The sequence below is a fragment of the Streptomyces sp. NPDC026589 genome (assembly GCF_040638385.1).
GTDB lineage: Bacteria > Actinomycetota > Actinomycetes > Streptomycetales > Streptomycetaceae > Streptomyces.
The window spans coordinates 91,816-115,242 of record NZ_JBEZYG010000009.1 but is presented as its reverse complement, the minus strand read 5'-3'; the positions used below and the strand labels follow the sequence as shown (position 1 = coordinate 115,242).

At 73.5% G+C, this 23,427-nt stretch carries 15 protein-coding genes and 2 tRNA genes; 6 read left to right on the top strand and 11 right to left on the bottom strand.

What is annotated here, in order from left to right; translation table 11 throughout:
• Window positions 1–63: 63 nt before the first annotated feature.
• Entirely contained in the window at window positions 64–1,761 is a 1,698-nt protein-coding gene (locus AB0F29_RS17470; RefSeq protein WP_361872930.1) for an MFS transporter, read from the bottom strand.
• A 263-nt stretch (window positions 1,762–2,024) separates the two neighbouring features.
• On the opposite strand from AB0F29_RS17470, the gene AB0F29_RS17465 reads away from it, so the two are divergent.
• Complete coding sequence (locus tag AB0F29_RS17465; RefSeq protein ID WP_361872927.1) at window positions 2,025–2,912, top strand: endonuclease/exonuclease/phosphatase family protein; 888 nt, start codon at window positions 2,025–2,027, stop codon at window positions 2,910–2,912.
• Window positions 2,913–3,422: 510 nt separating this feature from the next.
• On the top strand, window positions 3,423–4,589 hold the full coding sequence (locus tag AB0F29_RS17460) for a serine hydrolase domain-containing protein (RefSeq protein WP_361872925.1): 1,167 nt from the start codon (window positions 3,423–3,425) through the stop codon (window positions 4,587–4,589).
• A gap of 23 nt (window positions 4,590–4,612) precedes the next feature.
• Here AB0F29_RS17460 and AB0F29_RS17455 read toward each other — a convergent pair whose 3' ends face one another.
• From AB0F29_RS17455 to AB0F29_RS17425, 7 genes are all read right to left on the bottom strand, one after another.
• Window positions 4,613–6,829 (bottom strand): glycosyltransferase family 39 protein, encoded by a 2,217-nt coding sequence (locus AB0F29_RS17455; protein WP_361872922.1) that lies wholly within the window; start codon window positions 6,827–6,829, stop codon window positions 4,613–4,615.
• Window positions 6,826–8,208 (bottom strand): bifunctional glycosyltransferase family 2/GtrA family protein, encoded by a 1,383-nt coding sequence (locus tag AB0F29_RS17450; RefSeq protein WP_361872920.1) that lies wholly within the window; start codon window positions 8,206–8,208, stop codon window positions 6,826–6,828. The genes AB0F29_RS17455 and AB0F29_RS17450 overlap by 4 nt, the downstream gene beginning before the upstream one ends.
• A 73-nt stretch (window positions 8,209–8,281) precedes the next feature.
• Window positions 8,282–9,997 (bottom strand): HAMP domain-containing sensor histidine kinase, encoded by a 1,716-nt coding sequence (locus tag AB0F29_RS17445; protein WP_361872917.1) that lies wholly within the window; start codon window positions 9,995–9,997, stop codon window positions 8,282–8,284.
• Between the two features lie 27 nt (window positions 9,998–10,024).
• Window positions 10,025–10,771 carry a response regulator transcription factor gene (locus tag AB0F29_RS17440; protein WP_026290637.1) on the bottom strand — a complete coding sequence of 249 codons (747 nt, stop codon included), beginning with the start codon at window positions 10,769–10,771 and terminating at the stop codon, window positions 10,025–10,027.
• Between the two features lie 76 nt (window positions 10,772–10,847).
• The gene (locus tag AB0F29_RS17435; RefSeq protein WP_361872915.1) at window positions 10,848–11,732 is read right to left on the bottom strand and encodes an amidohydrolase family protein; all 885 of its coding nucleotides are present in this window, start codon (window positions 11,730–11,732) and stop codon (window positions 10,848–10,850) included.
• Window positions 11,733–11,755: 23 nt separating this feature from the next.
• On the bottom strand, window positions 11,756–12,748 hold the full coding sequence (locus AB0F29_RS17430) for a DUF2797 domain-containing protein (protein ID WP_361873262.1): 993 nt from the start codon (window positions 12,746–12,748) through the stop codon (window positions 11,756–11,758).
• A gap of 59 nt (window positions 12,749–12,807) precedes the next feature.
• On the bottom strand, window positions 12,808–13,350 hold the full coding sequence (locus AB0F29_RS17425; RefSeq protein WP_361872912.1) for a hypothetical protein: 543 nt from the start codon (window positions 13,348–13,350) through the stop codon (window positions 12,808–12,810).
• A 104-nt stretch (window positions 13,351–13,454) separates the two neighbouring features.
• On the opposite strand from AB0F29_RS17425, the gene sigJ reads away from it, so the two are divergent.
• Window positions 13,455–14,399 carry an RNA polymerase sigma factor SigJ gene (sigJ, locus tag AB0F29_RS17420; protein ID WP_361872910.1) on the top strand — a complete coding sequence of 315 codons (945 nt, stop codon included), beginning with the start codon at window positions 13,455–13,457 and terminating at the stop codon, window positions 14,397–14,399.
• A 94-nt stretch (window positions 14,400–14,493) separates the two neighbouring features.
• Entirely contained in the window at window positions 14,494–15,720 is a 1,227-nt protein-coding gene (locus AB0F29_RS17415; protein WP_361872907.1) for an FAD-dependent oxidoreductase, read from the top strand.
• Window positions 15,721–15,782: 62 nt separating this feature from the next.
• Here AB0F29_RS17415 and AB0F29_RS17410 read toward each other — a convergent pair.
• Both AB0F29_RS17410 and AB0F29_RS17405 read right to left on the bottom strand, forming a co-directional pair.
• Window positions 15,783–15,855 (bottom strand) — tRNA-Arg (locus AB0F29_RS17410).
• A gap of 239 nt (window positions 15,856–16,094) precedes the next feature.
• Window positions 16,095–16,185: transfer RNA gene (locus AB0F29_RS17405), tRNA-Ser, on the bottom strand.
• Window positions 16,186–16,474: 289 nt separating this feature from the next.
• On the opposite strand from AB0F29_RS17405, the gene AB0F29_RS17400 reads away from it, so the two are divergent.
• Both AB0F29_RS17400 and AB0F29_RS17395 read left to right on the top strand, forming a co-directional pair.
• Entirely contained in the window at window positions 16,475–17,050 is a 576-nt protein-coding gene (locus AB0F29_RS17400) for an SSI family serine proteinase inhibitor (RefSeq protein WP_361872905.1), read from the top strand.
• A gap of 303 nt (window positions 17,051–17,353) precedes the next feature.
• The gene (locus tag AB0F29_RS17395) at window positions 17,354–21,556 is read left to right on the top strand and encodes a PAS domain-containing protein (RefSeq protein WP_361872902.1); all 4,203 of its coding nucleotides are present in this window, start codon (window positions 17,354–17,356) and stop codon (window positions 21,554–21,556) included.
• A 100-nt stretch (window positions 21,557–21,656) separates the two neighbouring features.
• Here the strand turns inward: AB0F29_RS17395 and AB0F29_RS17390 are convergent, their stop codons facing one another.
• The gene (locus AB0F29_RS17390; protein WP_361872899.1) at window positions 21,657–23,309 is read right to left on the bottom strand and encodes a long-chain fatty acid--CoA ligase; all 1,653 of its coding nucleotides are present in this window, start codon (window positions 23,307–23,309) and stop codon (window positions 21,657–21,659) included.
• Window positions 23,310–23,427 lie beyond the last annotated feature (118 nt).

The following is a 23,427-nucleotide window of genomic DNA, read 5'->3' as shown; positions in this document are numbered from 1 at the left end:
CCGTCCTGCCGGAAGAGCGGCGTACCGGACGCTGACGGTCCGGTACGCGCTTCCGGTCCGATGCTATGCCGCCGGTCCCGCCGAGTCTGCCCTGTTCCCGGCCTTCCCGGCCCCGGCCTTCCCCGTCTCCGACTTCCCAGCCTCGGCCTTCGCGGCCCCGGCCACCGGCGCCTTCGTGGCGTCGGCCACCGGCGCCTTCGTGGCGTCGGCCACCGGCGCCTCCGTAGCGTCGTCCCGCGGCGCCTTCGCGGCCCCGGCCGGCGACGTCTCCGCCCGCTCGGCCCGGCGCAGCAGCAGCGCGGCGAGCAGCCCGCCCGCCAGCACCGCGACCGCGCCGACCAGTTGGCTGACCTCCAGGCCCGAGGCGAAGGCATCCTTGATCTGCTCCCGGGCGGCGGGGCCGTCGGCGGCGGCCAGGGCCGCGGGCAGCGAGGCGGCGCCGACGGCGGCCGGCACGAGAGCGGCGAAGCGGGCGTTCAGCACCGCGCCGAGCACCGCGACCCCCAGCCCGTTGCCGAACTCCGCGAGCATGCCGTTGACCCCCGCGCCCACCCCGGCCTTCTCCGGCGGGATCGCGCTCATGATGGCGTTGGCCATCGCGGGCATCGCCAGGGCGACGCCCGCACCCATCACGACCAGGCCGAACAGCATGCCGCCGTACCCGCCGTCGCCCCCGCCGAGCACCGCGATCGCGGCGAGACCGGCCGCCAGGCAGCTCATCCCCGCCGCGATGACGGCGGGCGTGCCGAGCTTCTGGACCATGCGCGCGCCGAGGCCCATGAGGTTGAGGACGACCACGGTGAGCGCCATCGGAGCCGTCCGCAGGCCCGCCTCCAACGGCCCGTAGCCGAGGACGAACTGAAGATGCTGGGTGAGCAGGAAGAGCGATCCGGTCATCCCGAAGGCGACCAGGAGGGCCCCCGCCACCGCGCCGACGAACTTCTGGTTCCGGAAGAAGTGCATGTCGAGCATCGGGTGGGGAACGCGCAGCTCCCACAGCACGAATCCGGCCAGCACCGCGACTCCGAGAGACGCCGTCAGCAGCACCTGGCCGGACGCCCAGCCGTGTTCGGGCCCGGAGATGATCGCGAAGACGACGGCGGTCATGCCGATCGTGGAGAGCAGCGCGCCCAGCAGGTCCGGCCGCTGTCCCTGGCCGCTCTTCGACTCCGGTACGAGGCGGGCGACGGCGGCCAGCGCGATCAGGGCGACCGGGATGTTGATGAGGAAGATCGCGCCCCACCAGAAGTGGTCGAGGACGAACCCGCCGAACAGCGGACCCGCCGCGAAGCCGAGGGAGGAGACCGTGGACCAGATCCCGATCGCCTTGACCCGCTCGGCGTCGTCGAAGATCTGGACCACGACGGCGAGCGTCGTGGTGAGCAGCAGAGCGCCGCCGACCCCCATCCCGGCGCGGGCCGCGATGAGCTGGCCCGAGGACTGGGAGAGCCCGGCCGCCAGCGAGCCGACGCCGAACAGGGCGAGGCCCACGATCAACATCTTCTTGCGCCCGTAGCGGTCGGCGGAGCTGCCCGCGGTGAGCAGCAGCCCTGCCTGGACGAGTGAGTAGGCGTTGATCATCCACTGCACGTCGGCGGTGGAGGCGTCCAGCTCCGAGGTGAGGGAGGGGATCGCGACGTTGAGCACGGTGTTGTCGAGCAGCACCGTGAGCTGGGCCAGGCAGATGACGCCGAGGATGAGCCAGCGCTGCGGATGCCCCTGATGGGCGAGGTCTGGTCGTCGTGCGGCGGGTGCCGTCATGCGGACTCCTTGGGCTCCGGGGGTCCGGTGCGGTGACAGCCCGCTCCGGATCGGCCGTACGACACGCGAAGCTCGGCGCTGTGCGGCGGCGTACGACAGGTCGTCGATCGTTGATATACAGCGTATGGCGTGTCCTGTACAACGTACAAGTCAATTCCGCGCCAACGGACCGGCCGCGCCGGTGGGGCCCGCGCGGCAGGCGGGCGGTACGGTTCTCGACGCTGACCTGACAAAGTGCGCGATTTTCGGCCGGTTGGAGAGCCATGTCGCTGCGTCGCCGTACCTCTCGTATCCCTCAACTTCCGTTCGCCGCATCCCTCTTGGGCGCGCTCGTCGCGCCGCCCGCCGCCGCTGTCACCACGACCCACCCCTCTCCCCGCGGGGACGTGCCGCTGCGGGTCGCCACGTACAACATCCACGCCGGTACGGGCGTGGACGGCGCCTTCGACCTGGACCGCCAGACAGCCGACCTACGTTCACTGCACGCGGATGTGATTGGTCTTCAGGAGGTCGACCGGCACTGGGGCGACCGCAGTGAGTGGCGGGATCTCGCGGGAGAGCTGGCGCGGCGACTGCGCATGCACGTCTCCTTCGCCCCGATCTACAGCCTGGACCCGGCCCGACCGGGAGGTCCCCGGGCGGAGTACGGGGTGGCCGTGCTGTCGCGGCACCGGATCGTGAGCGCCGAGAACCACGAGATCACCCGTCTCTCGACCCAGGACCCGAACCCTGCCCCCGCTCCCGCCCCGGGGTTCGGCGAGGTCGTCGTACGGGTGCGAGGGCTGCCCGTGCACGTGTACGTGACCCATCTCGACTACCGCCCGGATCCTGCCGTCCGCGTGGCCCAGGTCGCCGACACCCGGCGGATCATGGCCGAGGATCGCGGCCCGAGGATCCTGCTCGGCGACTTCAACGCGGAGCCGGCCGCCCCCGAACTGGCCCCGCTGTGGCGGGAACTGACGGACGCCGACCCGGGCGCTCCGACCTTCCCGGCGGGGGACCCGGTCAAGCGGATCGACTTCGTGGCGGTGTCGAAGGGCGGGCCGGGAGCCGGGATCGCGGTGCGGAAGGCCTGGGTGCCGGAGAGCGCCGCCTCCGACCACCGGCCGGTGGTGGCGGACCTGCTGGTACGGGGAGGAAGGGGCCGGTGAGCCCACCGACGGGGGTCGGACGGAAGGCCCCGGACGGACGAGCCCGGACGACGGGTCCCACGGGCCGGAACGGGGCCGGATCGGGGCCGATGCCCCACAGGCTCGGTCGCCGTCGCCCGGAGGCGAAGGGGCGCCGGGCCCGGCAAGACCCGGCGCGCACCGGGCCGATGAGCCCCGGGCCCAGCCCACGGCACCCAGAACCGGCCCCATGCCCCACGGACTCGGCCCACACCACCCAGAACCGGCCCCATGACTCACGGACTCGGCCCACACCACCCAGAACCGGCCCCATGACTCACGAACTCGGCCCACACCGCCCGGAACCGGGCCGATGAGTCCCGAGCGGGCCGGGAGTCATCTTTTTCGGCCCGCATGCCTCCTTTTACGGCCGGCGCGCGTCCTCCTGTCCGAGGGCCGCGCCCGGTCCACCACCCGCGGTCGCGCGCCGCGGGGCGCCCCCCGGAGGGCAGGCCTCCGACAGCACACGCGGTACCGGACGAAGGACGACCCATGACCACCACCACGACCCTGCTCGAACTGCTGGACGCCCACATCGCCGAGAGGTCGATGCCGGGTGCGGTGGCCCTGGTCGCCCGGGACGGAAGGACCGAGGTGGCGGCGGCCGGTACGGCCGGTCTCGCCGGGTCCACGCCGATGCGGCGGGACTCGATCTTCCGCATCGCCTCGATCACCAAGCCGATCGTGGCGGCGGCCGCCATGACGCTCGTCGAGGACGGCCTGATCGCCCCCGCCGACCCTGTCGCGGCGTGGCTGCCCGAGCTGGCCGCGCCCCTGGTCGTACGGACGCCGCAGAGCCCGGTCGACGACGTGGTGTCGGCGGTCCGCCCGATCACCCTGCTGGACCTGCTGACCTTCCGGGCCGGCTACGGCTTCCCCTCCGACTTCTCGCTCCCGGCCGTCGCCCCGCTGTTCGCCGAGCTGAAACAGGGCCCGCCGCAGCCGCAGACCGTCCTCGCGCCGGACGCCTGGATGGCCGCGCTGTCCCGTATCCCCTTGCTGCACCAGCCGGGCGACGGCTGGCTCTACAACACGTGCTCCGACATCCTCGGCGTCCTCATCGCCCGGGTCGCCGACCGCCCGCTGCCCGTATATCTGGCGGAGCGGCTGTTCGAGCCCCTCGGCATGACGGACACCGGCTTCGCCGTGGAGCCCGCAGCCCTGGACCGGTTCACCGGCTACTACCGGGCCGCGGCGGGCAGCGGAAGCGATCCGGTGCTGGTCGACGCCCCGGACGGGCAGTGGAGCAGCCCGCCCGCCTTCCCGTCCGGCGCGGGCGGCCTGGTCTCGACCGTCGACGACTGGGCCGCGTTCGGCCGGATGCTGCTCGCCGGGGGGCTGAACGACGGCGGCCACCGGGTGCTGGCCGCCGAGTCGGTCCGCCAGATGATCACCGACCACCTCACCCCGGACCAGCGCGCCGAGAGCGGGCTGTTCACGGAGGGCCAGGGCTGGGGGTTCGGCGGTGCGGTGGACATCGAGATCGCGGCCCCCTGGAACGTCCTCGGCCGCTACGGCTGGATCGGTGGCACCGGCACCACGGCCCACGTGATCCCGTCCACGGGCACCGTCGCCGTCCTGCTCACCCAGCTGGAGATGGCCGGGCCCGCCGCTCCGCAGGTGATGCGGGACTTCTGGACGTACGCGGCCGGGTTCTGAGCCCGGCCGCGTACGCCCGGTCCTCAACCGGCGGGCCGTGTCAAGTCGTAGAACGTGGCGCTGCCGACGCTGACCTCGGTGAAGTTCTCCGTCACCCACGAGGAGATCTGCGACGAGGTACCGGAGTTGCCGCCCCTGCCGCCGCCGCCTTCCGTCCCGCCGCCCGGACCGCCTCCTATCTCTCCACCCATTCCGCCGCCGGTTCCGCCGCCCATTCCGCCGCCCATTTCTCCGCCCGAGACGAAGTAGTGGATCTTCCCTTCCGCGACGTGCCTCTTGAACTGGGCCAACGTCGGTGACGGATCGCTTCCGTTGAAGCCGCCGATCGCCATCACCGGCTCACCGGTGGCGAGTTGGTAGCTGGCCGCGTTCTGCGCGCCGACGGCGGCGGCGACCCAGGTGTAGTCGTCCGCGTCCTTCTCCAGCAGCGCCTTCGCCTCGGCGTCGACGGACGCGCCGTTGAGCAGCCCGCCCAGGCCGCTGCCACCGCCGCCACCGCCGCCGCCCCTCATGCCTTCACCGAAGCCGGGGTTCGTCCCCGCCCCCGTCCCCGTACCTGCCGTACCCGTACCGCCAGGTGCGGCCCCTCCAGGCAACGTAGGCATGCCGCCCTGCCCCTGCCCCTGGCCCTGGCCCTGGCCGGGACCCTGCTGCATGCCGCCGCGCTGCCCGCCATCACCGCCGCCGGGTCCGCCGGGTCCGCCCCGGCCGCCGCCACCGCCGCCGGGCCCGCCCATGCCGAAGCCGGCCGAAGGTCCGGCGGTCACGATCGACCCCTGGTGGCCGCTGTCCAGGGTGGAGACGGTGTACGCCGCCGGCCCCGCCAGCGACGCCGCGCAGCTCAGCCCCACCACGGCGGCCGTCAGGCCCCGGCCGCCGAAACGGCCCACGGCCGGCAGCCCGAGCGCACCGACGATCCCGGCCGCCAGGACCGCCCACCGCAGCCACGGCAGGAAGTCCGGCGTACGGCCCAGCAGGACGTACACCCAGACCACCGTCACCGCTGCCGTGCCCGCGAGCACCGCACGCGGCCACCACGCGCCCCGCTCCTCCCACAGCACCGTCACGCCCATGGCGACGAGCGCCGCGACGTACGGGGCGAGGGCCACCGTGTAGTACTGGTGGAAGATCCCGGCCATGAAACTGAACACGGCCGCGGTCATGACCAGCGCACCACCCCAGGCGACGAACGCGGCCCGCGCGGAGTCGGTCCTGGCCGCCCGTCGGGTCAGCCAGAGGCCGGCCACCAGCAGGATCAGCGCGGCGGGGAGCAGCCAGGCGATCTGGCCCCCGACCTCGGAGTCGAACATCCGGCCGATGCCGGTCTCACCCCAGCCACCACCGCCACCGCCCCCACGGCCACCACCGCCACCGCCACCGCCACCGCCGCCGACGCTCCCGGTCTCCTCGCCGTTGATCCGGCCGAGCCCGTTGTAGCCGAACGTCAGCTCCAGGAAGGAGTTGTTCTGCGAGCCACCGACGTACGGGCGCGAGGAAGCCGGCATCAGCTCCACGATCGCGACCCACCAGCCGCCGGCGACCACCGTCGTCAGCGCGGACAGGGCGAGTTGGCCGAGCCGCTTCGTCACGGGAACGGGGGCGCACACCGCGTACAGCACGGCCAGCGGCGGCAGGATCAGGAACGCCTGGAGGGTCTTCGTCAGGAACGCGAACCCGACCGCCGCCCCCGCCCACAGCAGCCACTTCGTCCGCCCCTGTTCCAGGGCCCGCAGCACGCACCAGACGGTGACGGTCATCAGCAGGGCGAGCAGCGCGTCCGGGTTGTTGAAACGGAACATCAGCGCCGCCACGGGCGTCAGCGCGAAGATGCCCACCGCGATCAGCCCGGCAATCGGACCGAAACGACGGCGTACGGCGGTGTTCAGCACGGCCGCCGTGGCGAGCGCCATCAGGACCTGGGGTGCCAGGATCGCCCAGGAGTTCAGCCCGAACAGCCGCACCGACAGGGCCATCGGCCAGAGTGCGGCCGGCGGCTTGTCGACGGTGATGGCGCCTCCCGAGTCCAGCGAGCCGAAGAAGAGGGCCTTCCAGCTCTGGCTGCCCGCCTGAACGGCGGCGGAGTAGAAGGAGTTGGCGTATCCGGAGGCGCTGAGGTTCCAGAAGTACGCGAGGCCGACGGCCAGCAGCAGCCCGTACAGCGCGGGGCGCGCCCAGCGGGGGCCTTCCCGCCCGGTCGGCGGCGCGGCGACGGGCATCGCGGGAGCGGCGGTCGTGGTCATCGGACATCCTTGGGTTCGTCGCGGACCGGGAGGACAGCCGCCGCGGGCGACGGCCGCCCCACGTCGTCCCGTTCGGTGGTGCGGCGCTCGGGGAAGACCCAGGCGCGCAGGAGCAGAAAGCGCAGCACGGTGGCCGCGAGGTTGGCGGTGACCAGCACGGCCAGCTCCGTGCCGTGCGAGGGCGAGCCGGTCGCCGCCCCCAGCGCGGCGAGCGAGCCGCTGGTCAGCGCGAGGCCGATGGCGAAGACCACGAGCCCCTGCGCCTGGTGGCGGACGGCCCCGCCCCGGCCCCGTACACCGAAGGTGAGGCGGCGGTTGGCGGCGGTGTTGGCGACGGCGGAGGCGAGCAGCGCGCCGCCGTTGGCGAGCTGCGGGCCGACGCCGAGCCGGAAGAGGGAGTACAGCGCGAGGTAGAACAGCGTCGACAGCGCGCCCACGCAGCAGAACCCGACGAGCTGGCGGGCCAGTCCGCGCTCCGCTCCGGTCAGCGCCCGGTCGCGCGGGTCGTCCCCGAAGGGCCGGGCCAGCCGGTCCAGCGGCAGCGCGCCGACGGCCAGCGCCCGCCCCACCCGCCACACCCCTTTCAGATCCTCGGTGGCCGTCCGCACGATGCGGACCGTCGATGCGGGGTCGTCGATCCAGTCGACGGGCACCTCGTGGATGCGCAGCCCGGCCCGCTCGGCGAGGACGAGCAGCTCGGTGTCGAAGAACCAGCCGCTGTCCTCCACCATCGGCAGCAGCCGCTCGGCGACCTCGCGCCGGATCGCCTTGAACCCGCACTGGGCGTCGCTGAACCCTGCGGCCAGCGAGGAGCGCAGGATCAGGTTGTAGGCGCGCGAGATGAACTCCCGCTTCGGCCCCCGCACCACCCGCGCACTCCGCGCCAGCCGGGAGCCGATGGCCAGGTCGGAGTGGCCGGAGATGAGCGGGGCGACCAGCGGGAGGAGGGCGTTGAGGTCGGTGGAGAGGTCGACGTCCATATAGGCGAGGACGGGCGCGTCGGACTCCTCCCAGACCGTACGCAGCGCCCGCCCCCGCCCCTTCTCCGCCAGCCGTACGTACCGCACCCCGGGCAGCTCCGCGGCGAGCGACGCGGCGACGGCGGGGGTGGAGTCGGTGCTGGCGTTGTCGGCGACGGTGATGCGGAAGGGGTACGGGAAGGTCCGCGCGAGATGGCCGTTCAGGCGCACGACGCAGGGGCGGAGGTCCTTCTCCTCGTTGTACACGGGGACGACGACGTCGAGCACGGGGACGTCGGCGGCGGTGGCCCGGCCACGGGCCGGGAGGTGCTCCCTGACCGGCAGACGGGCGCGGTGCACGCCGTCCCCGCTGCTGCGGCCGGTCGCGCCGGGGCCGCTCCGGAGGCTGTCGGTTGTCATGCTCCGACGTTCGCCAACCGCGCTGTCACACCGGTGTGCTGAGCCTGTCCCTGCCCTGTGAGTGCGCGCGGTCCTAGCCCTGTGAGTCCGCCCTGTCCCTGCCCCGTGAGTGCGCCCGGTCCTTGCCCTGTGAGTCCGCGCGGAGCGCTTCATCCGCTGCCGTCGGCAGCTCGATCACGAACACCGTGCGGCCCGGCTCCGACTCCACCCGTACGCGCCCGCCGTGCGCGGAGACGACGGCCTGCACGATGGCGAGGCCGAGCCCGGTGGACCCGGTCGCCCCGACCGCATTGGCCCCGCGCGAGCGGGAGGCGTCACCGCGGGCGAACCGTTCGAAGACGTGCGGCAGCAGCTCCGCCGGGATGCCGGGCCCGTCGTCGCCCACCTCCAGCGTGACCGGCCCCCCGGGGCGCGCGGACGGCCGTACGGCGACGGTGACGGTGGTCCCCGGCGGGGTGTGGGCGCGGGCGTTGGCCAGCAGGTTGACCAGCACCTGCCGGAACCGGTCGGGATCGGCGCGTACGGTCACGGGCTCGGCGGGCAGCTCAAGCCGCCAGCGGTGCAGGACGTCCCGGCGCGGGGCGCTCTGGCCCGCTGCCTGGGCGTCCCGGCCCGACGCCCCCCGGTCCACCGCCCGGGGGTCCCGGCCCGACGTCCCCTGGTCCACCGCCCGGGGGTCCCGGCCCGGCGCCCCCTGGTCCGCCGCGCGGGCGTCGCTGATCGCGTCCACGACCAGCGGCAGCAGATCGGTGCTCCCGTACGAGAGCGGACGCCCGGAGTCGAGGCGTGCCAGCAGCAGCAGATCCTCCACCAGGCCCGTCATCCGGTCCGCCTCCGACTCGATCCGGCCCAGCGCGTGCCGGGTGACCGGGTCGGGCCCCGGCGCTTCCCGGCCCCCGGCGGCGCGCCGGGTCAGCTCGGCGTAGCCCCGGATCGAGGCCAGCGGGGTGCGCAGCTCATGGCTGGCGTCGGCGACGAACTGCCGGACCCGCGTCTCGCTCTCCTGACGGGCGGCGAGTGCCGAACCGACGTGCCCGAGCATCCGGTTGAGCGCCGCGCCCACCTGCCCGACCTCCGTGTGCGGATCGGCCTCGGCGCCCGGGACCCGCTCCAGGAGGGCCACCTCGCCGCTGTGCAGGGGGAGTTCGGAGACCCGGGTGGCCGTGCCGGCGACCCGGCGCAACGGCCGCAGGGCGACCCCGACGAGCACGGTGCCCGCGATCGACGCGGCCAGCAGCCCGGCGGCGGTCACGCAGACCTCGACGACGATCAGGGTGGTCAGCGCACCGCTCACCTCGGCGCTGGGGATGCCCACGAGGACGGTGTACCCCTCGGTGGTGGTGGCGGCCTCCACCCGGTAGCCGCCGAGCCCCGGGAGATCGATGCTCCGGGCACCCCCACCGGTGGTCGGAGCGGCCGTCTCCAGGGCGCTCCGCTGCTCGCCGGTCAGCGGCTTCGCGCGCTCCTGGGCGCGCAGCCCGCTGTCCTCGACGACCTTCGACGCGGTGACGTCCCCGTCCTCGCCGAGAAGGGCCCCGAACGTGCCGAGCGGCTGCCCGCCCCCACCGACGAAGCCGAGCGGGCCCGCCTCGCGCAACGCCTGGGGCACCGGGCCCGGCGGGCGCTGGGCGCGCTCGGCGACGGAGTGAAGCTGGTCGTCGAGCTTGCCGTACATGTAGCTGTGGAAGGCGATCGCGGTGACGGACCCGATGACGGCGGCGACGACGGCGATCAGCGAGACGGCGGACACGACGAGCCGCGTCCGCAGCGTCCACGGCCGCCGCAACACCCTCACCCCGCCCCGGCCCCCACTCACCTACTCACCGGGCTTGATCAGATACCCCGCGCCGCGCCGGGTGTGGATCATCGGCGTGCGCCCGGCGTCGATCTTCTTGCGGAGGTAGGAGATGTAGAGCTCCACGACGTTGGCCTGACCGCCGAAGTCGTAGTTCCAGACCCGGTCGAGGATCTGGGCCTTGCTGAGTACCCGGCGCGGATTGCGCATCAGGAAGCGCAGCAGCTCGAACTCGGTGGCCGTCACATGGATCGCGTCCCCGCCCCGGCTCACCTCGTGGCTGTCCTCGTCGAGCACCAGGTCCCCGACGACGAGCGTGGACTCGGTGCGGCCGGCGGCGACGGCCGAGCCCGAGCGGCGGATGAGCCCGCGCAGCCGGGCCACGACCTCCTCCAGGCTGAACGGCTTGGTCACGTAGTCGTCGCCGCCCGCGGTGAGCCCGGCGATCCGGTCCTCCACGGCGTCCCGGGCGGTCAGGAAGAGGACCGGCACATCGTCGTACTCGCGCCGCAGCCGGCCCAGCACGGACAGCCCGTCCATGTCCGGGAGCATCACGTCCAGGACCACCGCGTCCGGGCGGAAGTCCCGCGCGGCCCGGACGGCCCCGGCCCCGTCCCCGGCGCTGCGCACCTCCCACCCCTCGTACCGCAGGGCCATCGAGAGCAGCTCGGCGAGCGGAGCCTCGTCGTCCACGACCAGGACCCGCACGGGGGTACGGTCCGGCCTGAGCAGTTCGGTACGCCCCTGGGGCGAGGTCGTCGTCGTCATGGGAACCACTCTGTGAGGCACCCGTGAGAGAAACCTGACCCGTTCCTGTGAATTCCCTGAGAAAGCGGCGCGGGTTCTAGGCTCCCTGAGCGGGGAACAACGCGGCGGCGTTCCCATGACAGACCGCCCGCAACCACTCCTCCCCCAGCCCGAGCCGCTCCAGCGCCTCCAGCTGATGCAGGTACGGGTAGGGGATGTTCGGGAAGTCGGTCCCCAGCAGGATGCGGTCCCCGAGGTCGGCGAGCCGCCTCCGCTCCGCCGGCGGGAAGGGGCTGAACCCCTCGCTGAAGTCGGTGAACGCCATCGTCGTGTCGAGCCGGACCTCCGGATACGCTGCCGCCAGCGCCAGGAACTCCGCGTACTCCGGCATCCCCATGTGCGCGACGACCAGCCGCAGCCGGGGGTGACGCGCCAGCAGCCGCCCGATCGGCTCCGGCCCGGTGTGGGCCCCCGGGGCGGGCCCCGACCCGCAGTGCGTCACCACCGGAATCCCGGCCTCCGCGAGCAGCCCCCACACGGGGTCCAGGAGCGGGTCGTTGGCGTCGTACGCGCCGACCTGGAGGTGCGACTTGAAGACCCGGGCCCCCGCCTCCACGGCCTCCTTCACGTACACCTCCACACCGTCCTCCGGGAAGAAGGTCGCGGTGTGCAGACAGTCGGGGGTCCGGGCCGCGAAGTCGGCGGCCCAGCCGTTCAGCCAGCGGGCCATGCCGGGCTTGTGCGGGTAGAGCATGGAGGTGAAGCGCAGCACCCCGAACGACCGCAGCACCGCCAGCCGCGCCTCCTCCTCGTACCGGTAGGTGATCGGCCACTCCAGGCCGGTGAGCGGCCCGGCGGCGTCGAAGTAGGCCCACACCTTGCGCAGGACCTGCTCCGGCATGAAGTGGGTGTGCACGTCGATGATCCCGGGCAGCCCGAGCCGCTCCCAGAACCGCACCACGTCAGCGCTCTCCGGCCCCACGGACGCTCTCCCTCGGTCGACGGTCAGAACAACCCACCCTGCACACCGCCGCCGCCGATGTCGATGAGGGGGACACGTACATCACCCGCCGCCACGGCGGAATCGGCCCCCGTGGACGTGCCCTCCCCGGACACGGCCCCCGCGGACGCGGCCTCTCCACATTCGATCCCCGTGGACGCGGCCTCCCCGGATACGGCCTCCGGGGGCAAGGCCGCGAGGTCCCACCCGGTGATCAGCCGCGTGTCCAGGACGACCACGCCCACGCCGTCCACCGCCAGATGCAGATCGGGCCCGGCCGCAGCGACGAGCCGCCCCGCGACGACGCCCCCGTCGACCAGCTCCCGCACCGACCGCACCGGAGCGGGCGCCCGGTCGATCCCGAAGGCCGACGCCTGATCGACGACTTCGAGCGGCAGCCGCTCCAACGACTCGGGCCAGCCGCGCCCTTCGAGCCGAGCGGACCGCCCGTACAGGTCCGCCACCTCGGCGGCCCGCTCCTCGCGCCCGGGAAGCCGCCCTCGCACGGCCCGCTTCCTGGCGTACGGGATCCGGTCCGGCACTCCGAGGGCCGCCCGCAGCACCTCCTCGGTCCGCCTGGCCGCCATGAGGGGCCCCCGCCCCAGCCAGCTGAAGGCCACGGCCCCCTGCTCCCGCAGCCGGGCCGCCCCCCGCTCCTCCCCGGTGATCCCGACCTTGACCATGCCGGGCCCGAACCAGGCGAGGTACACGCGGTACGTCCGGGGGTCGTCCGCCATCGTGTCGGCGGCCACCGAGTGCGCCCGGTCCAGCCGCGCGCACTCGGCGCACCGCCCGCCGGTGGAACGCCCCGGCACCACCGCGCCCAGCGGGCACGCATTCCCCCGGGCCCCCACGCAGTGCCGCTCCCCGAGGGCCCGGAAACCGAGGCCGGCCCCGTACGCGAGCACGCTCACCCGCCGGTCACCGCCCCTGCTCCACCCCAGTTGGGGCACCTGCCCCGGCCACCGCACCCCGGCGCACCACCACCCACCGGACACCCGCACCCCGCTCTCTCCTCCACCGGCACCAGATCACCGGTCGCACCGGCCCGGCGATGCTACGCGCAGCCTCCGACACCCTCGATCCGCCGCCGCATCGCGGCCATGCGCCGTTCGAACCGCCGGTTGAACCAGATGATCCAGCCCATGAACCCCACGCCGAAGCCGAGGCCCCACAGCCCGATCGGCACATTCCCCGCGGTGAACCAGAAGAGCGGCACGGTGAGGAAGAGCAGTCCGAGGGAGGGAAGGGCCCACCACCGGTTGCGCCGCAGCTTCTCCTCCCGCCGCCGGATCAACCGCACCATGGCCGCCTGTTCGGCCGGATCCTCGGGCAGTTCGCCGTTCTTCGCGATGCGCCGCTCCAGCTCCGGCACCCGGGAGGCATCGGTACCCACGGCACGCGCGTCCCGCCTCCGGCGCCGCATCAGGAGCCACGTCATCAGGCCCGCGTAGACGAACCCGCCGACCAGAATGCCCGGCCACCCCGACCATCCGTAGAAGGCCAGCTGGATACCGACCCACACCACCAGCACCAGCAGCCCCATCGCCCACCACCGGTCCTGCCAACGCTCTTCCCGCCCGTGCTCCTTCGACCGCATCGCCGACCTCCGAGAGGAACGCGTCCGTCACGTCCGTACCCCGTCGGCTACCCCACCCCCGGCCCTCCGAACGACCGCTGTGGAGGGCCGTTATGATCCGGCCCATGGCGCTGACCGGGAACCAGACGGACCTGTTCCAGGCTTCCATGCCCCGGCTGAAGGCCATCGCCTACCGCCTTCTCGGCTCCGCCGGCGATGCCGAGGACGCCGTCCAGGACACGTTCCTGCGCTGGCAGTCCGCCGACATCGACCGCATCGAGGTCCCCGAGGCCTGGCTGACGAAGGTCCTTACCAACCTCTGCCTCAACCAGCTCACCTCGGCGCGCGCCCGCCGCGAGACCTATGTGGGCCAGTGGCTGCCCGAACCGCTGCTCGCCGGGGACCCGATGCTCGGCCCCGCCGACACCGCCGAACAGCGCGAATCCGTCTCGTACGCGGTCCTCGTCCTCATGGAGCGCCTCTCCCCCAACGAGCGGGTGGTGTACGTACTGCGGGAGGCCTTCGGCTACCCGCACCGGAGGATCGCGGAGATCCTCGACATCACCGAGGCCTCCGGCCAGCAGATCTTCCACCGCGCCAAGAAGCACATCGCCGAGGGCAGGACCCGGACCGAGATCGACGAGGCCGCCGCCCGGCGGATCGTCGAGGAGTTCCTCACGGCCGCTGCCGGCGGCCGGACCGAACCGCTCGTCCAGCTGCTCACCGCGGACGCCGTCGCGATCGGCGACGGCGGCGGAAAGGTACCGGCCCGCGCGAAGCCGTTCGAGGGCGCGTCGGCCGTCGCGAAGTTCATGCGGAGCCTGTTCACCCCCAACCAGGCCGCTCGCAACCTCCTCGGCGGCACGGCGGAGGTCCACGTCTCGTACGCCAACGGGCTGCCCGCGCTCGTGATCACCGTTGCCGGCCGGGTGATCGGCGTCATGTGCCTGGAGATCACGGCGGACGGCATCGCCGCGTTCCGCAACCAGGCCAACCCTGACAAGCTCGAACGCGCGACGCGTCAGTGGGCGGCGACGGCCCACGGAGAACCGGCCCTCCGCATCACATAACCTCCCCGTGACGCACGTCACACTTCCCACCTGTCAGGAATCGCCGGGCTGCCCGGTTCAAGGGGCGAAACCGCGCGAGACAGGAGCGAAGGACATGCAGCAGAACATCCAGCAGCACCGCGTCATCGTCATCGGAGCCGGCTACACCGGAGCGAGTGCCGCCGGACGCCTCGCCAGGCGACTGCGCCGCGAGGACGTCTCCATCACCCTCGTCAACGCCGAACCCGACTTCGTCGAGCGCGTCCGGATGCACCAACTCGCGGTGGGCCAGGACCTCCGCCCCCGCCCCTTCCACAAGATGTTCGCCGGCACGGCCGTCCGGCTGCGCCTCGGCAAGGTCACGGGCATCGACGCCGACCGCCGAACGGTCTCCGTCGCCGCCCCGGACGGAACCGGCGAGCCGGAGCCCCTGCCGTACGACACCCTCGTGTACGCCCTGGGCAGCGCATGGAACACCCAGGCCGTCCCCGGTGCCGCCGAACACGCCCACGACATCGCTGGCCGCCCCGGAGCCCTGCGCCTGCGCGACCGCCTGGCCTCCCTCGCCGCCGGCACACCCGTGGTCGTCGTCGGCGGCGGCCTCACCGGCGTGGAGGCGGCGACGGAACTGGCCGAGACCCGCCCGGACCTGAACGTCTCCCTGGCCACCCGAGGAGCTCTGGGCGACTGGCTCTCCCCCAAGGGCGCCGGGCACCTGAGGAAGGTCTTCACCAACCTGCGCATCACCGCGCACGAACACACCACCGTCACCGCCGTGGAGGCCGACCGTGTCACCACCACCGAGGGCGACATCCCGGCCGCGGTCACGGTCTGGACGACGGGCTTCGCGGTCCACCCGATCGCCCGGGCCACAACACTGCGGACCGGCGACACCGGCCAGATCGTGGTCGACACCACCATGCGCTCGACCTCGCACCCGGACGTGTACGCCATCGGCGACGCGGCCCTGGTCGCGGGCCCGGGCGGCAAGCCCCTGCGCATGTCCTGCGCCTCGGGCGTCCCCACCGCCTGGCAGGCCGCCGACGCCATCGCGGCCCGCCTCACCGGCACCAAGCTCCCGACCACCGCACCCCGGTACTTCAACCAGTGCGTCTCCCTCGGCCGCAAGGAGGGCCTGATCCAGTACGTCACCGCCGACGACCGCTCCGTCAGCGCGGCCCTGACCGGCCGCGCGGCCGCCCTCTACAAGGAACTGGTCTGCAAGGCCGCGGCCTGGGGCGTAGCGAACCCGACGATGGGCCTGCCGACCCGCCGCCGCCGGGTCACGACGGCGGGTGCGGGGGCGGGAGCTGGAGCCGGGGTACCGGCCGAGGCCGCCTAGAAACCGCTCCCGGGCAACGCGAGAGGCCCCCGGGATTTCTCCTGGGGGCCTCTGGCCTGCTGTGCACTCGGCAGGATTCGAACCTGCAACCTTCTGATCCGTAGTCAGATGCTCTATCCGTTAAGCTACGAGTGCTTGGCGTTCCGGGCTTTTTTCTCCCCGGTCGGCGTTGCGAGAACAACATTACATGACCTGCGCCGTGACGCGAAATCCATTAGCCGCACCGCTGCCGACCTGCGGAAACGGCTTCCCGAGGGCTGTCTCGGCCACCCTCTCGAACCAGCCACGAACCGGCCCCGGCACCCCCTCCGCACCCTCGCGCGTCCCGGAACGGCCGAAGCCCCGTGCCAGGGGCACGGGGCTTCGGGGTGGGGCGGAGGCGGAGGGATTTGAACCCTCGATGGGCTTTAAGACCCAAACCGCATTAGCAGTGCGGCGCCATAGACCGGACTAGGCGACGCCTCCAGCACACCTCGCGCGGACGCGAGTGGTGCGTGCAGATGATGACACAGTCGAGCGTCGTGCCACCAATCGCCGCACACGTTACTAGGCCCCCGGGGGCCAGGGCAAAGCAGTTCGGCGTGGTGCCGCAACGTCCGGGCGCGGTGCGCGTTAGAGAGGGGTGGGGGCTCCGGTCTCCGTCAGTCGTCGTCGCCCGTCAGTCGTCCGTCAGCCGTGGCGCCCGGGCGGGCCGGTGATCACCCGTGACCGCCGCCCGTGGCCGACCCCGCTGCAGAGATCCTGGAGCTTCCGCATGCTGCGTCGTCTCGCTCTCACCGCCGTCGTCTCGCTCGCCGCGCTCGCCACCGCCGTGCCGGCATCCACCGCCACCGCCTCCGGCCCCATGGCCTCGGGTCCGACGCCCGCCTCCGTGCCCACCTCCGGGCCCTTCGCCGCCGCCCGGCCCTCCCTCGGGCCGCTGCCCATGCCCATCCCGCTGCCCGGGTTCCTGGAGGGCGGGGGCGGGAAGGGCGCGGGGAAGGCGGGCGAGGTCCTGACGCGGCTCACCGTGTCCGTCGAGAACACCGGGGTCGCCGGGGCCGACGGCACCTTCGAGCTGGAGTGCGGGCCCACCGGGGGCAGCCACCCGCAGGGGCAGGCGGCCTGTGACCGGCTGGCGGAGGCCGGCGCCACCCGGTCCGGGCGGCAGGAGCTGTTCCGGCCGACCCCGGAGGGCACGATGTGCACGATGATCCACGGCGGCGACGCCACCGCGCGCATCGTGGGCACCTGGGAGGGACGGGCCGTGGACACCACCGCGAGCCGCCGCGACGGATGCGAGATCGCGCGCTGGAACAGCCTCGTGCCGGTGCTTCCGGACGTCCGATAGCCCGTCGGCGACGGCGCAAAAGCGTTCGCCTCCGTGTATCTGCCGCAGATGGCTCCGGGGGCCCGCGCGCCCCGAAGGGGCCGGCCTCGTCGCGCGTCCGCGCACGTCACAGGGTGCGCGGACGCTCACGTCATGGGCCCGCGGCGTACACGCCGCGCACAGAACCTTGGTGAGAGCTCCCCCTCATCCGCCGCCCCCGGGGCCTCCCCTGCCCTTAGACTCCTCCAGTGACAGTCTGCGGCCCGAGGGGCAAGATGGGGCCCGCTGTCGGCAAGGTGCGGTAATCAGGGAGGAAGCGTCGTCGTGAGCAGCAGGCCATCCCGAGGCACTGCTCGCCTCGCAGCCATACTCGATGCCCTTCCTGACGGGCTTCTGCTCGTCAATTGCAACGGCACGGTCGTCAACGCCAACGCCATCGCCCTCGAAATGTTCGAGACCCCGGGCACCGCGCTCGTCGGTCGCGGACTGCTCGATCTGCTGCCGGAGTTCGACTCCAAGCTGATCCCGGGTTCGATGCGCCGGCCCGAGGCTGCGGACGAGCAGGGCAGGACCAAGCCGACGCGGATGACCGCGCGACGCACCGACGGCCGCGAGTACCCGGTCGAGGTCACCAGCGCGAGCCTCGACAGCGGGCAGGCCGCGTACAACGACATCCACTCCAGCTTCACCGGTGACGAGCTGCTCATGCTCGTCGTGCGGGACCTCTCCGGCACCGTCGACACCGAGGCGGAGCTGGCGCGTTCGCAGCGGCAGACCGAGATGATCCTGCGGGCCGCCTCCGAGGGCGTCGTCGGCACGGACACCGACGGGCGCGTCGTCCTCGTCAACCCCGCCGCCGCGCAGATCCTCGGCTTCCGGGCCAGCGACCTCGGCGGCCAGGAGCTGCATCCGCTGATCCTGCACTCACGGGCGGAGGGCGAGCCGTTCCCGTACGAGGACTCCCCGCTCGCCGACACCCTCAAGTCCGGGCGCAAGCACCGGGTGCGTGGGCAGGTGCTGTGGTCCAAGAGCGGCGCGCAGGTGCCGGTGGACCTCACGACCGCGCCGGTACGGGACGGGGACCAGCTCGTCGGCGCGGTGATGACGTTCACCGACCGCCGGCCGTACGAGGAGTTGTCGGCGCAACACACGAGCGTCGTCGCCGAGCTGACCACCAGCCACTCCGCCGAAGTCACCGCGCTCAAGGAGGCGCACGCCGCCGAGCTGGAGGCGCTGAGGGAGGCGCACACCGCTGAGCTCGCCGACCGTAGCGATCGGTACGCCGCCGAGATCGAGGGACAGGCCGAGCTGCTCGCCTCCCTGGGTGCCCAGCACTCCCAGCTCACCGCCGTCCTCGGCGGTTCGCTGCGCGGGCCCCTGGAGGAGCTGCGCGGCGAGCTGTCCACGCTCGCCTCCGACCCGGCCGGTCAGCTGTGGCCCGAGGCCAACCAGATCCTGCACCATCTCGCCGCCGGGTACGCCCGGATGACCACGCTCGTCGACAACGTGCTGGGGTACCAGCGCCTGGACGCGGGGGTGGAGGGGCTGCACAAGGCCCCGGCGATGGTGGACGGCATCGTCACCGGCGGTATCGACGGGGCGGTCGAGCTGATCGGGCCCGGGCGCGCCCAGTTCGCCGTGCACGCCCCGCCGATCGAGGCCGAGGTCGACGCGCCCCGGCTCGCCACCGCCATCGCCCACCTCGTCGCGGACGTCTGCGGCGTCGATTCGACCGGCAAGACCCGGGCCGTTCCCGGGGGCGGCTATGTCGACTCCACCGTGGTCGTGGCCGCGGCCCAGCGCGGTGACGTCGTACGGATCGAGGTGCGCGGCCCGTTCGCCGGGGGCGACCCGGTGCACGAGCCGATCGTGCGCGGCATCGTCCGGGCGCACGGCGGGGTCCTCCAGACGCACGAGACGCCGGGCATGAACGGCAGCGCGTACGTGCTCGACCTGCCCATCGGCACCGCGTCCGGCACGATCGCGCCGCCGGAGACGGACGGCACCGCCCTGCCGCCGGGGCCTCCCCCCGCCGCCTCCTCGTCGCCCGAAGGGCTGGGAGCCCCGGGCGTCACCAGTGGCGGTCGGCGCCGGGCGCGCAGGTCCTCCACCGACGCGTTCCTGGACAGCGGCCCCGGCGGTACGGAGAGCCTCGGCGACAACGCGGTCGAGGCCGTGGCTCCCGCTCCCGACGACCGCCCGGCCGCCGAGCCGACCGGGCGGCGGCGGGCCCGCCGTGGACCGGCCGCGCCCGAGGAGCAGCAGACTCCCGAGCTGATCCCGGCCCAGCAGGGCGAGGGTTCCGGGCGTCGGCGCGGCAGGCCCAGCCCGGCCGAGGCGGCACCGGGCGTGGTTCCGGCCGACGTGCGGGAGCAGCCCCAGCCACCGCAGCGGGGGGCGCTGGCCCTGACCTCCGCCCCGTCCGCGGCGCCCACCGCCCCTTCCGAGGGGTCGGTCGTCACCGCGGCCGAGAACGCCCAGGGCGGCGGTCGCCCGCAGCTCGGGCAGACCGTGCCGCCGCAGGGCGTCCCGGTGGACCCGCAGCAGCCCGTACCGCCCACCGGGCGGCGGGCCCGCCGTGAGGGCGAGCCGGCCCGCCCCGCCCTGCCCGCCCTCGCCTCCGGCAACAGCGGCAACAGCGGAGCTGAAAGCGACGGCGGTCACCCCGGGACGGAGCAGTCCCAGCAGCCCGGGGGGCGGCGTGCCCGGCGCGCGCTGGCCGCCGCCCAGGAACGCACCGCGGCCGAGGCCGGACCGCGCACCGCCTTCGCCCTGCCGCCCGCCGACGCGGACCGGGCGCCGCTCGCCCCCGACGCCCCGGTGGCGCCCGGCGGCGACGGGGCGAGCACGCACCACGCGCGTACCGCACCGGAGGCCGGTCACACGCCTCCGCAGGCGCACCCCGTCGCCCCGGCGCACCCCGGCCCGCAGACGGACGGAACCTCCGGGGAGGGCTTCCCGGCCGCGCCCGGAGCCGCCCACGCGCCCCGCCTCCCCGGGGCGGCACCCCATGCGCCCGGCCCGCACGACGGCGGCGGCGTACCGGAGGCTCCGAGCCCGGTGCCGGACCTCGCGCCGTGGGGCGACGCCGGGCAGAACGCCCACCCCGAAACCGGGCAGAACCACCCCGAAACCGGGCAGACCGGCACCGGGCGGACCGCCCACACCACCGGCGTCGCGGCCGTCGCCGATCCGGTGAGGCACCCGGCCGACGGTGACACGGGCGTCCCGGCCCCGGACGCGCGGCGGCAGCCGCTGCCCGCCGAGGAGCCGATGCCGGACGGCAGCAACCCCGACTCCACGCAGGGGAGGGCCTTCAGCGTGCGAACGCTGGGCCAGGGCGTGCCGTTCGCCCAGCACCTCGCGCATCAGCAGAACCAGCCGCATCAGAGCCTCGGCGGGGCCGGCCGGCGCCGCAAGCTCGCCGCCCCGCCGGAGGGCGACCGCTCCCCGGCCCGGGCCGCCGGCGACCGGCCGGGTCCGGCACAGCCGACGGGCCCCGCGCAGGCTCCCGGGCCGCAGCAGCATCAGCCCCGCGCCCAGGGCCAGGACCAGGGGCCGGACCAGGCGCAGGAGCCCGGGCGGCCGGGTCAGCCGGGTCAGCAGCCGGGCCAGCCGGCGCAGGGCGGGCCCGGCGCCGCCTACGGTGAGGGACAACTGCTCGCGCCGCCCGTCGCGGAGGGGCGCGCGTACGCCATAGGGGCGCCCGACGAGGGGGCGGAGGGTCCCGAGCCGCTGGACGGGCCCGGAGGCGCGGTCGAGGTCGCCAACCGGCCGCACCCGCACCCGGTCGACGACGAGCTGCCGCCCGAGCCGCTGGACAACCCGCGTCGGCTGCTGGTCTGGCCCGCGCCCGACGTGCCGACCCAGCAGGCGCTCAGCGACCGGGGCTACCGTCCGGTGATCGTGAACTCCCGCGAGGAGGTCGACGCCCAGATCGCCGCGTTCCCCGCCGCGCTCTTCGTCGACCCGCTGACCGGCCCCATCACCCGTACCGCGTTGCAGTCGCTGCGTCAGGCGGCCGTCGCGGCCGAGGTCCCGGTGCTGGTCACCGCCGGTCTGGGGCAGGCGACCCGGGAAGCGGCGTACGGCGCCGACCCGGCCGTCCTGCTCAAGGCACTGGCCCCCCGCGACAGCGAACAGCATCCCTCACGGGTGCTCCTGATCGAGGAGCACGAGGAGATCGCGGTGGCGCTGACGCAGACCCTGGAGCGTCGCGGGATGCAGGTGGCGCGTGCCGCGACGGACAGCGAGGCCGTCGACCTGGCGAGCCGGATGCGGCCGAACCTCGTGGTGATGGACCTGATGCAGGTACGCCGCCGACGCGCGGGGATCATCGACTGGCTGCGGGCCAACGGGCAGCTGAACCGCACCCCGCTGGTCGTCTACACCTCGGCCGGGATGGACCAGGCGGAGCTGCCGCGGCTCGCGTCGGGTGAAACCGTCCTCTTCCTGGCGGAACGGTCGACCAGCGACGAGGTCCAGTCGCGGATCGTGGACCTGCTGGCGAAGATCGGCACCAACTAGGGCCTCTCGACGGACGCGGGAAGCGGAACAGGGCGGGGCGGTACGGGTGTCCCGTACCGCCCCGCCCTGTTTCACGTGAAACAGAAGAGGAACCGAAGCCTCAGAGCTGGGTGACGTCCAGCTCGCCATCCGCGTACTGCTTGCGGATCACCTTCTTGTCGAACTTGCCGACGCTCGTCTTCGGCACGGCGGCGATCACCGACCAGCGCTCCGGCAGCTGCCACTTGGCGATGCCCGACTCGGCGAGGAACTCCTTCAGCGCCTCGTAGTCGGTCCCGGTGACGCCCTCCTTGAGGACCACCGTCGCGAGCGGCCGTTCGCCCCACTTCTCGTCCGGCACGGCGACGACGGCCGCTTCCGCGACGTCCGGGTGGGCCATCAGCGCGTTCTCCAGCTCGACGCTGGAGATCCACTCGCCGCCCGACTTGATGACGTCCTTGGCCCGGTCGGTGAGGGTGAGGTAGCCGTCGGCGCTGATCACACCGACGTCGCCGGTCTTCAGCCAGCCGTCCTCGCTGAACTTGTCCTCGGGGCGCAGGTGCTCGCCGTCGGCGCCGCCGTAGTAGGCGGCGGCGATCCAGTTGCCCCTGACCTCCAGCTCACCGGCCGACTCGCCGTCCCACGGAAGGTGTTCCCCGCCGGGGCCGACCAGCCGCGCCTCGACCCCGGCGGGGAAGCGGCCCTGGGTGACCCGGTACGGCCACTCCTCGTCGACGCTCAGGCCGGCGGGCGGGTGGGCCATGGTGCCGAGCGGCGAGGTCTCCGTCATGCCCCAGGCGTGGCAGAGCCGGACGCCGAGCTTGTCGTACGCCTCCATCAGCGAGGGCGGGCAGGCCGCGCCGCCGATGGTCACGTTGGCCATGGAGGTGAGATCGCGCGGGTTGGCGGTGACCTCGGCGAGCAGGCCCTGCCAGATGGTGGGAACGGCGGCGGCGTGCGTCGGGCGCTCGCTCTCGATCATGTCGGCGAGCGGGGCGGGCTGGAGGAAGCGGTCCGGCATGAGCATGTTGACGCCCGTCATGAACGCGGCGTGCGGCAGGCCCCAGGCGTTCACATGGAACTGGGGCACGACGACGAGCGTGGTGTCCTTGTCGGTCAGCCCCATCGACTCGGCCATGTTGATCTGCATCGAGTGCAGGTAGACCGAGCGGTGCGAGTAGACGACGCCCTTGGGGTGGCCCGTGGTGCCGGAGGTGTAGCACATGGCCGCGGCCTGGCGTTCGTCCAGCTCCGGCCAGTCGTACGTGGTGGGGCGGCCGGCGATCAGTTCCTCGTACTCGTGCACGCGCGGCGTGACGCCGTCGAGGCCGGAGCGGTCGCCGGGGCCGGACACGACGACGTGCTCGATGCTCGGCAGGTGCGGCAGCAGCGGCACGAGGAGCGGCAGCAGCGAGCCGTTGACGATCACCACCTTGTCGTCCGCGTGGTTGACGACCCAGGCGAGCTGCTCGGGCGGCAGCCGGAGGTTGAGGGTGTGGAGAACGGCGCCCATGGAGGGGATGGCGAGGTACGCCTCGATGTGGACCGCGTTGTTCCACAGGAGCGTCGCAACCCTCTGGTCGCCGTCGACGCCCAGCTCGTCGCGCAGCGCGTTGGCCAGCCGGGTGGCGCGTGCGCCGATCTCGGCGAAGGTGACGCGGTGCGGCTCGGGTTCGCCGGTCCAGGTCGTGACCTGCGACTTCCCATGGATCGTCATCCCGTGGTGCAGGATGCGGGTGACAGTCAGCGGTACGTCCTGCATGGTGCTCAGCACGGCGTCCTCCCGGTAGGCGCTACGCGGCAGTAAGGTTCCGCTGATTCTGCGCACATACCACGCGGTATGTCACTACTCGCGGGAAAATTCCTGCTGCGGAGCCTGCCCCGGGACCTCT

Excerpts from the sequence above, each read along its gene's own strand:
- AB0F29_RS17470 (WP_361872930.1), bottom strand. The coding sequence starts at position 1,761 with ATGACGGCACCCGCCGCACGACGACCAGACCTCGCCCATCAGGGGCAT.
- AB0F29_RS17465 (WP_361872927.1), top strand. The coding sequence starts at position 2,025 with ATGTCGCTGCGTCGCCGTACCTCTCGTATCCCTCAACTTCCGTTCGCC.
- AB0F29_RS17460 (WP_361872925.1), top strand. The coding sequence starts at position 3,423 with ATGACCACCACCACGACCCTGCTCGAACTGCTGGACGCCCACATCGCC.
- AB0F29_RS17455 (WP_361872922.1), bottom strand. The coding sequence starts at position 6,829 with ATGACCACGACCGCCGCTCCCGCGATGCCCGTCGCCGCGCCGCCGACC.
- AB0F29_RS17450 (WP_361872920.1), bottom strand. The coding sequence starts at position 8,208 with ATGACAACCGACAGCCTCCGGAGCGGCCCCGGCGCGACCGGCCGCAGC.
- AB0F29_RS17440 (WP_026290637.1), bottom strand. The coding sequence starts at position 10,771 with ATGACGACGACGACCTCGCCCCAGGGGCGTACCGAACTGCTCAGGCCG.
- AB0F29_RS17425 (WP_361872912.1), bottom strand. The coding sequence starts at position 13,350 with ATGCGGTCGAAGGAGCACGGGCGGGAAGAGCGTTGGCAGGACCGGTGG.
- sigJ (WP_361872910.1), top strand. The coding sequence starts at position 13,455 with ATGGCGCTGACCGGGAACCAGACGGACCTGTTCCAGGCTTCCATGCCC.
- AB0F29_RS17415 (WP_361872907.1), top strand. The coding sequence starts at position 14,494 with ATGCAGCAGAACATCCAGCAGCACCGCGTCATCGTCATCGGAGCCGGC.
- AB0F29_RS17400 (WP_361872905.1), top strand. The coding sequence starts at position 16,475 with ATGCTGCGTCGTCTCGCTCTCACCGCCGTCGTCTCGCTCGCCGCGCTC.